12 protein-coding genes and 1 tRNA gene are annotated in these 12852 nt (G+C 44.5%); 5 read left to right on the top strand and 8 right to left on the bottom strand.

All coding sequences use genetic code 11. The features are described from left to right. Positions 1–24: 24 nt before the first annotated feature. The 5 genes from PAE54_RS03280 to carA all read right to left on the bottom strand — a co-directional run bounded on the left by PAE54_RS03280 (position 25) and on the right by carA (position 6390). The gene (locus PAE54_RS03280; RefSeq protein WP_326518414.1) at positions 25–462 is read right to left on the bottom strand and encodes a universal stress protein; all 438 of its coding nucleotides are present in this window, start codon (positions 460–462) and stop codon (positions 25–27) included. Between the two features lie 181 nt (positions 463–643). Continuing rightward, on the bottom strand, positions 644–1276 hold the full coding sequence (locus tag PAE54_RS03275) for a CatB-related O-acetyltransferase (protein ID WP_326518413.1): 633 nt from the start codon (positions 1274–1276) through the stop codon (positions 644–646). Between the two features lie 159 nt (positions 1277–1435). Further along, on the bottom strand, positions 1436–1912 hold the full coding sequence (gene greA, locus PAE54_RS03270; RefSeq protein ID WP_273777215.1) for a transcription elongation factor GreA: 477 nt from the start codon (positions 1910–1912) through the stop codon (positions 1436–1438). 90 nt (positions 1913–2002) lie between these two features. After that, on the bottom strand, positions 2003–5236 hold the full coding sequence (carB, locus tag PAE54_RS03265; RefSeq protein WP_326518412.1) for a carbamoyl-phosphate synthase large subunit: 3234 nt from the start codon (positions 5234–5236) through the stop codon (positions 2003–2005). A gap of 14 nt (positions 5237–5250) precedes the next feature. Then, complete coding sequence (gene carA / locus PAE54_RS03260; RefSeq protein ID WP_326518411.1) at positions 5251–6390, bottom strand: glutamine-hydrolyzing carbamoyl-phosphate synthase small subunit; 1140 nt, start codon at positions 6388–6390, stop codon at positions 5251–5253. Between the two features lie 313 nt (positions 6391–6703). On the opposite strand from carA, the gene PAE54_RS03255 reads away from it, so the two are divergent. Continuing rightward, entirely contained in the window at positions 6704–7168 is a 465-nt protein-coding gene (locus tag PAE54_RS03255) for a hypothetical protein (RefSeq protein WP_273777212.1), read from the top strand. A gap of 48 nt (positions 7169–7216) precedes the next feature. Here PAE54_RS03255 and PAE54_RS03250 read toward each other — a convergent pair whose 3' ends face one another. Together PAE54_RS03250 and yhbY are read right to left on the bottom strand one after the other, a co-directional pair. Then, a complete protein-coding gene (locus PAE54_RS03250) occupies positions 7217–7753 on the bottom strand; it encodes a DOMON-like domain-containing protein (protein WP_326518410.1) in 537 nt (178 codons plus the stop codon). An 11-nt stretch (positions 7754–7764) separates the two neighbouring features. Continuing rightward, positions 7765–8088: a ribosome assembly RNA-binding protein YhbY gene (yhbY, locus tag PAE54_RS03245; RefSeq protein ID WP_273777210.1), complete on the bottom strand. Its 324-nt coding sequence runs from the start codon at positions 8086–8088 to the stop codon at positions 7765–7767. A 195-nt stretch (positions 8089–8283) separates the two neighbouring features. Here yhbY and rlmE point away from each other — a divergent pair, with 195 nt between their 5' ends. The 4 genes from rlmE (at position 8284) to PAE54_RS03225 (ending at position 12322) form a co-directional block, all read left to right on the top strand. Next, complete coding sequence (gene rlmE, locus PAE54_RS03240) at positions 8284–8934, top strand: 23S rRNA (uridine(2552)-2'-O)-methyltransferase RlmE (protein ID WP_273777209.1); 651 nt, start codon at positions 8284–8286, stop codon at positions 8932–8934. A 133-nt stretch (positions 8935–9067) separates the two neighbouring features. Further along, a complete protein-coding gene (gene ftsH / locus PAE54_RS03235) occupies positions 9068–10957 on the top strand; it encodes an ATP-dependent zinc metalloprotease FtsH (RefSeq protein ID WP_273777208.1) in 1890 nt (629 codons plus the stop codon). Between the two features lie 134 nt (positions 10958–11091). After that, positions 11092–11943 carry a dihydropteroate synthase gene (gene folP / locus PAE54_RS03230; RefSeq protein WP_326518409.1) on the top strand — a complete coding sequence of 284 codons (852 nt, stop codon included), beginning with the start codon at positions 11092–11094 and terminating at the stop codon, positions 11941–11943. Between the two features lie 64 nt (positions 11944–12007). Then, complete coding sequence (locus PAE54_RS03225) at positions 12008–12322, top strand: DUF5713 family protein (protein ID WP_326518448.1); 315 nt, start codon at positions 12008–12010, stop codon at positions 12320–12322. A gap of 148 nt (positions 12323–12470) precedes the next feature. Here the strand turns inward: PAE54_RS03225 and PAE54_RS03220 are convergent. Then, positions 12471–12557: transfer RNA gene (locus PAE54_RS03220), tRNA-Leu, on the bottom strand. Positions 12558–12852 lie beyond the last annotated feature (295 nt).

Genomic DNA, 12852 nt, shown 5'->3' with positions numbered 1-12852 from the left:
ATTTCTTCCACCCTGCAGCATCATTTAACGAACGACTAGAACGGGTAATGAGGTTTCATTCAGAACCCCTTGTGCCACACTGCCCAGGATAAATTTCTTTAAGCCACTGCGGCCATGTGAACCGATGATGATCAGATCGGCCTGTAAATCCTGCGCACCTTGTACAATCTGGTCTTTTACAGATTCACCTTCAAGCAGTTTGGTTTCTACGTCTAGACCTACTTCTGCAAATTTGGCTTTGGCTTGTTGCAGATTTTTTACCAAATACTCACGTGCCCTTTCAATCAGTGAATTACTTTTACCGGTACGGATATATTCATCTGCAATATAAGGATCAAGCAGCAGTACTTCGACTACGGTGACTTTGCTGCCAAACGCTTTGGCGAATTCTGCGGCTTGTTGTACCGCGAGGAATGAAGTTTCGGAACCATCAATTGGGACTAAAATATGTTGATAGGCCATATCCATTTTTCCTTATTGTAATGCTATTTAAAAATTAAGCTGATGATTTGAGTTTAGCGAGAAAGGCATCGCGACGGAACCTAAATTACAAGCGATTAGGCAAAAGTTGTAGCACTTTATTTTATCAGTCTGACAATTTTCGATGGAGAGGCATGTAAAATTGAGCCACCAGATTTTAAAGTCAATGTTGCTGACGAAGTGTGTTTACATACTCGATCAGCCCATCTATATCATCAGACTGTAATTGTTCACGCATGGCGAGAATTTGCTGTTCATCCAGCGTGTAGAGTTTTAGAGCCAGCAACTTTTCGATAGCTGTCTGATTAAAACGATATTTCACGATTTGTGCAGGGCTGCCCGCCACAATAGCATAAGGGGGTACATCTTTGGTGACCACACTGCCTGCTGCTACGACACAGCCTTCACCTAATTGTACGCCCGGCATGATCATGGCTCGGCTGCCGATCCATGCGCCATCTGCAATAATAGTGTCACCCGCTGCGATAAAACTCTTGGTATTAAACGGATAGCTGGAAATCCAGTCATGCCGGTGTAACTGGTTGCCGCCCATCATAATGATGCATTCTGTGCCAAAACTGACAAAATTGCCGATATGCAGTTGATCCACAGGTTTTTTGATCGTCGATGGCTTTTCATGCAGATAACGCACCACACAGCGTTCAAAGCCCTGATCCCAGTAAGCACTATAGTAACTGTAATTACCCTTGATGTGAATATTCGGGTTTTTAACGGTTTTGGCAATAAATTCGAATTCACACCAGTGTTTGACCGGGGAGTTGATCAGTGGATCCATGAGTAACTATCAAAATGGGCAAGAAATTTGATTATAGCGTGCAGGATTGAATCTAGTCGGGAAATACGCATGCTTTGATGCTGAAAAGTCTGGATGAGGTTCACGTAAGACATAAAAAACCCCTCAATCGAGGGGCTTAAAGTGAACAATCTCTAAAAATTAAAGATATTCAACTTTTACAATTTCGTATTCGACTTCGCCTTGTGGTGTTACGATTTTGGCTTCGTCACCTTCATTTTTACCTAAAAGGCCACGAGCGATCGGCGAGTTCACTGAAATTTTATTGATTTTAAAATCGGCTTCGTCATCACCTACAATCTTGTAGGTTTTCTGTTCTTCAGTGTCGAGATTCTCAATGGTCACAGTCACCCCAAACACCACGCGACCATTCTGTTCGAGATCCTGTACATCAATCACTTGAGCAGCACCTAATTTGCCCTCGATGTCCTGGATACGACCTTCACAGAAACCCTGCTGTTCACGTGCGGCATGGTATTCCGCATTTTCTTTCAGGTCGCCGTGTTCACGTGCCTCAGCAATCGCCTGGGTAATACGTGGACGCTCAACTGTTTTTAGCTGATGTAATTCTTTCTCTAGGGCTTCTTTGCCTTCTGGAGTCATTGGATAACGTTGCATTTTGGTCCCTCGAAATGGTTGGGAAAATACAGTCTAAAAAAATGAAAAAATCCCGCCACCGATAAGGTGACGGGACTTATCGGTAATGGATTAACCTACAGTTTGTAAATCTTGCAAGCGGTAAACATCCATTGGCAATTTAATCGCCAAGGCTTGGCATACAGCATCGGCACCGTTCAGGGTCGTAGTGTGGTACACCTTACCTTGCAGTGCAGAACGACGGATTGAGAATGAATCCTGCTGCGCTTTTTTGCCTTCAGTGGTATTGATGATGAGGTGAATCTCGCCATTTTTCAAGCGGTCCACAATATTTGGACGGCCTTCAGTGACTTTGTTCACACGTTCACATTCGATACCTGCCGCTTTGATCACGTCATAAGTACCGCCAGTGGCGATGACTTTAAAGCCAAAGTCGACCAGTTGTTTCGCAATACCAACTGCACGTGGTTTATCAGAATCACGTACAGAGATAAACGCATGTTTCACTTCACCTTCAGTTGGCAAACCAGGTAAGCGTTCATTTGAGCCAAGGACAGCTTTGTAGAATGCTTCACCAAATGTTTTACCTACACCCATCACTTCACCTGTCGATTTCATCTCAGGGCCAAGGATTGGGTCAACACCAGGGAATTTGTTGAATGGGAACACCGCTTCTTTTACAGAGAAGTGAGCCGGGATAATCTCTTTGGTAAAGCCTTGCGACTCAAGAGATTGACCCGCCATACAACGCGCCGCCACTTTCGCCAAAGATTCACCGATACACTTAGAAACGAATGGAACCGTACGGGATGCACGTGGGTTCACTTCCAAGATGTAAACGTCTTCACCTTTCACGGCAAACTGAACGTTCATCAAGCCGACAACGCCAAGTTCTTTTGCCATCGCAACTGTTTGACGACGCATTTCATTTTGTACGTCTTCAGACAATGAATATGGAGGAATCGAACATGCGGAGTCACCTGAGTGAATACCGGCTTGTTCAATATGCTGCATGATCCCGCCGATCACCACGTCTTTACCGTCCGATACGCAGTCCACATCAACTTCGATGGCATCATCCAGGAAGTGATCTAGAAGAACAGGCGCTTCGTTAGAGGCTTGAACCGCATCACGTAAGTAGCGTTTCAGTTCTTCGTCGTTGTAGACGATTTCCATCGCACGACCACCCAATACATATGATGGACGTACCACCAGTGGATAGCCTACTTTAGATGCTTCAGCCAGACCTTCTTCAGCAGATTTGACAATGCTGTTGTTAGGTTGACGAAGTTGCAGACGTTGAATCATTTGCTGGAAACGTTCACGGTCTTCTGCACGGTCAATCGCATCAGGTGATGTACCAATGATTGGTGCACCGGCTTCTTCTAAAGCACGAGCCAATTTCAGTGGTGTTTGACCACCGTACTGCACGATAATGCCTTTTGGCTTTTCAGTACGTACGATTTCTAACACGTCTTCAAGCGTAATCGGTTCGAAGTACAAACGATCTGACGTGTCATAGTCGGTCGAAACGGTTTCAGGGTTACAGTTCACCATGATGGTTTCGTAACCGTCTTCACGCATGGCAAGGGCAGCGTGTACACAGCAGTAATCGAACTCGATCCCTTGACCAATACGGTTAGGACCACCACCGATCACCATGATCTTTTCTTTATCAGAAGGGTTTGATTCACACTCTTCATCATAAGTAGAGTACATGTAGGCTGTGTCAGATTCGAACTCTGCCGCACAGGTATCTACACGTTTGTAAACAGGGGTTACACCCAAGTTCCAACGATGCTTACGGAATTGTTTTTGTGAAATGCCCATCAGGTTCGCGATGCGAAGGTCAGATAAACCTTTGCGTTTGAACGAACGGATGTTATCGGCATTCAAATCACCAAAACCTAAAGTTTTGATTTCATTTTCAGTTTTGATGATGTCTTCGATTTGAATCAGGAACCAACGGTCAATTTTGGTTGCTTCAAAAACTTCATCGAGGCTAAAGCCGTGACGGAACGCATCAGCCACATACCAGATACGCTCAGGGCCTGGCACTTTAAGTTCTTGAAGAATCTTCTCGCGCGCACCTTCAGTACCCACTTCGATTTTTTCATCAAAACCAGTTGCACCCACTTCCAGACCACGAAGCGCTTTGTTCACAGATTCCTGGAAATTACGGCCAATCGCCATCACTTCACCCACAGATTTCATCTGAGTGGTTAATGTTGCGTCCGCTTGCGGGAATTTTTCAAAGTTAAAACGTGGAACCTTGGTAACCACATAGTCAATGGCTGGTTCAAATGATGCAGGGGTGGTACCGCCGGTGATGTCATTTTTCAACTCATCAAGGGTGTAACCCACTGCCAGTTTCGCCGCGATTTTTGCAATCGGGAAACCAGTTGCTTTCGATGCTAGTGCAGATGAACGAGATACACGTGGGTTCATCTCGATGATCACCATACGGCCATCTTTCGGGTTGATACCGAACTGAACGTTAGAACCACCGGTTTCAACACCGATTTCACGCAGAACCGCTAAAGATGCGTTACGCATCAATTGGTATTCTTTGTCAGTCAATGTTTGCGCAGGGGCAACCGTGATGGAGTCACCGGTGTGTACGCCCATTGGGTCGAAGTTTTCGATCGAGCAGACAATGATACAGTTGTCGTTTTTGTCACGAACAACTTCCATTTCATACTCTTTCCAACCAATCAAAGATTCATCAATCAATAATTGTTTGGTTGGCGAAAGGTCGAAACCACGTTCACAGATTTCCATGAATTCTTCACGGTTGTACGCGATACCGCCACCTGAACCACCCATGGTGAAAGATGGACGGATAATGACTGGGAAGCCGAAGCGTGCTTGAATCTCAAGCGCTTCTTCCATCGATTCAGCAATCGCCGCTTTTGGACATTCCAGACCAATTTTACGCATCGCTTGGTCGAACAGTTTACGGTCTTCGGCTTTTTCGATCGCTTCTTTGGTCGCGCCAATCAATTCCACATTGTATTTTTCTAAAATACCGTTAGCATCCAGTGCAAGTGCACAGTTCAATGCTGTTTGGCCACCCATGGTTGGCAGAACTGCATCTGGACGCTCTTTTTCAATGATCGCTGCAACAGTCTGCCAAGTAATCGGTTCGATATACGTTGCATCCGCCATTGCAGGGTCTGTCATAATGGTCGCTGGGTTAGAGTTCACCAAAATAACACGGTAGCCTTCTTCACGAAGAGCTTTACAGGCTTGAGCACCCGAGTAGTCAAACTCACAGGCCTGACCAATCACAATTGGACCAGCACCAATAATTAAGATGCTTTTAATATCCGTACGTTTAGGCATTATTTGCTCCTTAATTACTGTTTAGCGGCTTCAATCAGTTCGATAAAGTGATCGAACAATGGAGCACAATCATGTGGACCTGGTGATGCTTCAGGGTGACCCTGGAAGCTGAATGCAGGTTTGTCAGTGCGATGCATACCTTGCAGCGTACCGTCGAATAATGATTTGTGGGTCGCTTTCAAGTTGGCCGGAAGAGAGTCAAAATCAACAGCGAAACCGTGGTTTTGTGAAGTAATCATCACAGTACCATCTTGCATGTTTTGCACCGGATGGTTGGCACCATGGTGACCATGTGGCATTTTCACTGTTTTTGCACCAGACGCGAGTGCAAGAATTTGGTGACCTAAGCAGATCCCAAACACTGGAATATGAGTTGTTTCAACGATGGTTTTTACAGCTTCAATTGCATAGTCACAAGCCGCTGGATCGCCAGGGCCATTTGACAAGAACACGCCATCTGGGTTCATTGCGAGGACTTTGTCTGCAGGAGTTTCTGCCGGAACAACGGTCAGTTTGCAACCGCGATCCGCAAGCATACGTAAGATGTTGGTTTTGACACCGTAATCGTATGCAACAACATGGAATTTTAATTTAGGTTGAGTGAAGCCTTTGCCCAGCTGCCAAGAACCTTCAGTCCATTCAAAACCTTCAGGGTCACAGCAAACTTTTGCCAGGTCGAGCCCATTCAGGCCACCAAAACTACGAGCTTTTGCTAAAGCTTCTTCTTCTGTAATGTTTTCACCCGCAAGGATGCAACCATTTTGGGCACCTTTGGCACGCAAGATACGTGTCAATTTACGCGTATCGATGTCTGCAATCGCCACAACATTGTGCTGTTGCAAGTATTCGCCCAAAGATTGTTCTGCACGGAAGTTGCTATGCAATAAAGGAAGGTCACGGATAATCAAGCCGTTGGCCCATACTTTATGAATACGTCCAGACTCTACGTCTTCAGCATTGCAACCGGTGTTACCGATATGAGGATAGGTTAGAGTCACAAGTTGTTGTGCATAACTTGGATCAGTCAAGATTTCTTGGTAGCCAGTCATGGCAGTATTAAAAACGACTTCACCAGTCGTACAACCCGTTGCGCCGATAGACGTACCTTTAAAGATCGTTCCATCTGCGAGGGCTAAAATGGCGGGGATGCTCAAACCAAAGCTCCTGAATTTTTAGCTGTAAAAAAGCGAGTAGACATAAAAAAAGGGTGGCTGTCTTAAAAAACACGCCCTCCTTCCTGGTCTGCTCGCTTGTAACCTAACAGCGTATTGTACGCATGTCAGCCTAAAAAGTCCATGCTATTTATAGTGAATAAGCCAGATAATCACCTTGCAATTTTCCCGCTTTTCTGTTTTTTAGAGAGAACAATAAAATGTAAGCAGATTCGTATTGTCTGACAACTTTCGCGAAAGGCGCTAAGATCAGTCTTTATGATCAGCACATCACCTACAATAAGAGGAAGATCCAATGACGTTACAAGAAAATGAACAGAACAAGGCTGATAAAAGCACAAGTTTAAAAGAAGCAGTGGTGGAGCAGACCGAGAAACTTGGTCAGACAGCGCAGCATGCCAAACAGCAGCTTGAAGAAACGGTCGCGGATGGTAAAGAAAAGATTGCTGAAGAGGTGCGTGAAATTAATTCCTCCGTTCAGGAGCAAATTGGCCAGTTCAAGAATGATCTTTTGCAACGCATTGATGCTTTAAAAGGGCAGTTGTCACTTTCTCCACAGGATTTGGGTGAGTTAAAAGAATTGCTTAAAAAAGAGTTTAGCCTGATTGTGGATGAGTTAAGCCAGTTGGGTAAAGAAATTAAAGAAGATGTTTCACAGATTTCTAGCAAGCACAAAGAAAATTTGACAGCTTCTTTAAAACGCTCAAAAGACCATACGATGGAAGTACTGAGTAAAGTGAAAAAAGCTGAAAAAGAGTGATTAAAAAAGTGAGGTCAAGGGCCTCACTTTTTTTATGTCATTCACAATTTAAAACTGGTGCAGCCAATCCCGCTTGTTGTGAAAATCCGCCTGTGGACTACTATGCTGCATCGCAAAATAATGCAGGCCTTCAGTGGTGTTGAGTACAGCGGATAATCCCAAGTATACATCTTGCCACTTTAATTTATGTTGCAGCATAAATTCGGTCAGATCCAGGCTGACATTTAAACCATAATGCGTGCGTTTTAATTGATTAAGCTCAATATCAAATGCTGGACGCGGCGGCATGTCTTCTGGATAGCGGTATTCCTCGAATTGATAAGCTTGCCAGGCTTGCGAAGGGGAAAGATTGATTTCACGATAAAAATCTTCGTCTTTCACGCCAACGAACACTTCAAAGCAGGTATCTTCCCATAAGAAATCCTGACGAGGATTCGAGGCAAGCAAGTTCGGCCACTGAACCAGCTGATTCGGGTCGCGTAACCAGAAACCGAGATTCAAACTGTAAGGCGTTTGCTGTTCAATCGCACCGACCAAAGAAATCGACGGAATCCGATCAAAAGCACTGAGTTCGTAACTGGCCATATGATGTGGAATTAATTCCCTAAGTGCGCGTGACGGACAAGATTGGATAAATGTGGATTCTGTTTTTGCGCCTTTTTGTAAAGCAGTACAATTTTACCAATTTTTTGTACGGCTTCAGCGCCTGTTGCTTCTAGGATCGCTTCAATCACTGCAGCACGTGCTTCGCGGTCTTCACCTGCAATCTTTACTTTGATGAGTTCGTGATCATTTAATGCACGGTTGGTTTCTTCGATCACGCCATCCGTAAGACCTTGACCGCCAATCATGACCACAGGGTTTAATACATGTCCAATTTGACGTAAACGCTTGCGTTCTTGAATTGATAAAGCCGCCATACCCATAACCTAATTTTAAAAACGGCTTAGTATAGCAAATGCGAATTTTAAACGCTGTAAAAACTGTAGAAATAATCGATGGACATCGTAGAAAATTCCTAGGGATTCACCCTGATTTAGCTATTCATGCCTACTGCAAGATGTACTATTTTCACGTACAATGCAAAGTCAGCAGATTTTAATACTTAGAGAGTTATGGCTACACGCATTACCAACCAAAAGTTGTCTAAAAGTAGTCGTGCGTGGATGAGAGAACATCTAGATGACCCTTTTGTGAAAAAAGCACAAAAAGAGGGTTATCGTGCACGAGCAGCATACAAGCTGCTTGAAATTCAAGAAAAATACAAACTGATCAAACCGGGCATGACGGTGGTCGACTTGGGTGCTGCACCAGGCAGTTGGTCACAAATTGCGGGAAAGCTAGTAGGTGCCAACGGCTTAGTGATCGCATCAGACATTTTACCAATGGATGCCTTGCCTGATGTCACCTTCTTGCAGGGTGATTTCCGTGAACAAGAAGTTTTCGACAAATTGTTAAATATTTTAAATGGTCGTCAGGTAGACGTTGTAATTTCTGATATGGCCCCCAATACATCAGGTAATAGAGCGGTTGATCAGCCCCGCCAGATTTACCTTTGTGAGTTGGCATTGGATTTTGCACAAAAGGTACTTGGACCAAATGGGCAATTTGTAGTGAAAGTTTTCCAGGGTACGGGTTTTGATGAGTTCCGTAAGCAAGTTGTTGATACTTTTGATGTGATTAAGACGGCAAAGCCGGCTGCATCACGGGCACGTTCGAAAGAAGTTTTTTTGATTGGACAAGGCCGTAAAAAAGCGTTGCGATAATCTTTACTTGCCAAGTAATTAAAAATTGTGCATTTTGTACTTTTTTAAATTGTTGCAAGCTGTTTTACCAGCTGTTTGTGAGGGTCAGCCAAATCTGGGCATGATCAAATTGAAATGATATGGGAATAAAGCTTTGAGCGATCTCTTTAAGAATGCCGTATTGTGGCTGATTATACTGGGTGTGCTGATTTTGATTTTCAGCAACATCAGTGACCGCAATAAGCCTGCTGCGATGAACTATTCACAGTTTGTCGCTGCGGTGAATGCAGGTCAGATTAAGCAAGTCACTATTGATGGTGAAAGAATTAGTGGCCAAAAAACCAACGGTTCAGAGTTTGAAAGCATTCGTCCTGCGGTTCAAGACCCTGAATTGATGCCAAATCTGATTAAAAACAACGTTGAAGTTGTGGGTACTGCACCACAGCGTCAAGGTCTGTTGATGCAACTTCTCATCGCGAGCTTCCCTGTACTTTTAATCATTTTGTTATTCATGTTCTTTATGCGCAACATGGGTGGCGGTGCAGGTGGTAAAAACGGCCCAATGAGTTTCGGTAAGTCAAAAGCAAAGATGCTTTCTGAGGACCAGATCAAAGTCACTTTTGCTGATGTCGCGGGTTGTGATGAAGCAAAACAAGAAGTCGTTGAAATCGTTGACTTCCTGAAAGACCCTGCAAAATTCAAGCGCCTTGGTGCAACCATTCCAAAAGGCGTACTTATGGTGGGTCCACCGGGTACCGGTAAAACGCTTTTGGCGAAAGCCATTGCGGGTGAAGCCAAAGTGCCTTTCTTTAGCATTTCAGGTTCTGACTTTGTTGAAATGTTCGTGGGTGTGGGTGCATCACGTGTACGTGACATGTTCGAGCAGGCAAAACGTCATGCGCCATGCATCATCTTTATTGACGAGATTGATGCAGTGGGTCGTCATCGTGGTTCAGGTACTGGGGGTGGTCACGATGAGCGTGAACAGACCTTGAACCAGATGCTGGTTGAAATGGATGGTTTTGAAGGCAATGAAGGGATTATCGTGATTGCTGCGACCAACCGTGCGGATGTACTCGATAAAGCTTTATTGCGTCCGGGTCGTTTTGACCGTCAAGTGATGGTGGGTTTGCCAGACATTAAAGGCCGTGAACAGATTCTGAATGTGCACTTGAAAAAATTGCCATCAGTCACTGGTGTTGATGTCAAAGTTCTGGCACGTGGTACACCTGGCTTTTCGGGTGCACAGTTAGCCAACTTGGTCAATGAAGCCGCCTTATTTGCAGCACGTCGCAATAAAAACACCGTCGATATGCATGACTTTGAGGATGCTAAAGACAAAATCTTCATGGGTCCTGAACGTAAGTCAATGGTACTGCGCGAAGAAGAGCGTCGTGCAACTGCTTACCATGAAGCGGGTCATGCGATTGTGGCTGAAATCTTGCCAGGTACCGATCCTGTGCATAAAGTAACAATTATGCCACGTGGTTGGGCATTGGGTGTCACTTGGCAGTTGCCAGAGCAAGACCAGATTAGCCATTACAAAGACAAGATGCTGAATGAATTGTCGATCCTGTTTGGTGGTCGTATCGCTGAAGAGATTTTCTTAAATCAGCAATCGACAGGTGCATCCAATGACTTTGAGCGTGCAACCAAATTAGCGCGTGCAATGGTGACCAAATACGGTATGTCAGACAAGATGGGTGTAATGGTCTATGAAGATGACTCACAGCAATCTTTCTTGGGTAGTATTGGTAGCCGTACGATTTCTGAAGCGACCCAACAACAAGTGGACGCAGAAGTACGCCGTATTTTAGATGAGCAGTACAAAGTGGCTTGGGGGATTCTGGAAAACCATAAAGATATTGCACATGCAATGGTAAAAGCCTTGATGGAGTGGGAAACCATTGATCGTGACCAGATCCGTGACATCATGGAAGGTCGTGAACCACAGCCACCAAAAGTGTATGTGGCTGAAAATCCAGTGTTAGATGTAACACCGAGCAATGGTCCATCGACACCACCGCCTTTACCAGCAAATTAATTCTTATGCATAGATCAAAAGAGTCTCGTCAGAGGCTCTTTTTTATTGTGTTCATTTTATCCTTTGAAAAGATTTCAGCCTGTTGCATCGGAGAGCTTGTTACAATACCTTGAATTTCGAACAGGAGATGTTTCATGCGGCTGATGCCTTTACCCCAGCAAATCTTGCAATGTGGACGTTTAAGCCTAGATTTGTCCAAGCCGCACGTGATGGGGATTTTAAATGTGACACCGGATTCCTTCAGTGATGGTGGACGGCATAATGAAAAAGAGCAGGCGGTTGCTCATGCCTTGCAAATGATGGCAGATGGTGCGACTGTCATTGATATTGGTGGGGAGTCGACCCGGCCTGGCGCTTCACCTGTGACTGTAGAAGAAGAAATCCGCCGAGTAATTCCTGTTGTTGAAGCATTGTCAGCCTATGATATCGTGTTATCGATCGATACTTCACAACCTGAGGTGATGCGGGCTGCTGTGGAGGCTGGTGCACATATCTGGAATGATGTACGCGCATTGACGCGTCCTAACGCCTTGCAAACCGCTGCTGAACTTGATATTCCGGTGATGATTATGCATATGCGTGGCGAACCCACGACCATGAACAATCTGGATCAATACAATGATGTAGTGACTGATGTCATGCAAGAACTGCAACAACGTGTGGATGATGCCTTGCAAGCTGGTATTCGCCGCGAAAATATCATGATTGATCCGGGTTTTGGTTTTGCCAAAAATGCCCAGCAAAATTTGAAATTGTTGCAGGAATTCTGGCAGCTTAATCAAATGGGTTATCCTATTCTTTCGGCGCTGTCACGCAAGCGATTTATTGGTGAGGCGCTTGGCGGCGCAGATGCCCATCATCGCGCTGTGGGTTCGGTCGCAGCGCATTTGATGAGTATCCAACAGGGCGCGTGTATGGTACGTGCGCATGACGTTAAAGCCATGAGTGATGCGATCAAAGTCTGGCATGCTACAATGCATGCCTAATCAAACATGATTATCAAATTTTATCCGAGTGTTTTGCACTCGGATTTTTATTGTGAGTAAAAATATGCTGGATGACTTACTGATCCCGATGTATGACGATGATTACTATCCGGATGTTTTGGTCGATGAGCTAAAACAGTTACTGCGACCATTTGCCAAGCAGGTCGCAAAGGGTGGATTGTCGAATCAAGCAATTTATCATGCGGCACATGAAACCATCGGTAAGATCAACAAAATGAAGCCTAAATTCGAAGATTGCGATTCATCACTTGATGATACGGCAGCGGATTATATTGCTGAAGCCATGATGATGGTGCTGCAGGAAGCAGGTTATTTTGATATTGAAATGGAAGAGTTGATTGCCAACCGGGAATGGTAAAGGTTTTTAGATGTTAGATTGATGGGTTTGAGCTGACTTTTATCGCTGCGATCAATGTTTGCTTGGTTCAATCGGTTTATTTGGGAGTAGGCATAAAAAAACCAGCTGATGCTGGATTTATATATCACCATTTTAACTTGGTTTAAAATGGTGCCCGAGGCCAGACTCGAACTGGCACGCCTTTGAGGGCGGGGGATTTTAAATCCCCTGTGTCTACCGATTTCACCACTCGGGCATAGCGGCAATCATAAAGAAGCCTACGGAGCTTGGCAATAGATTTTCAGTAAAATCAGAAATCTTAACGCTTAAATGTTTAAAAATTACGTATTCATGCTCAATCGCTAATATCGGTCATAAAAATTAAATCGTGCATGAGGGATCGGTGGATCTATCAGTGGCATGCAGAATATAACGATCAGTTGAAGATAATTGGAAGGAGGCTTTTAAAATTTGAACATAAAGCAGAAAAGGATTTATGTGAGTTGTAATATTTTAGGCATAAAAAAACCAGCTTACGCTGGGATTTTTAT

Origin of the sequence: Acinetobacter minutum, from assembly GCF_035916735.1 — a bacterium.
Lineage (GTDB): Bacteria > Pseudomonadota > Gammaproteobacteria > Pseudomonadales > Moraxellaceae > Acinetobacter.
The sequence above is the reverse complement of the archived record's forward strand: the minus strand, read 5'-3'. Positions and strand labels throughout refer to the sequence as shown.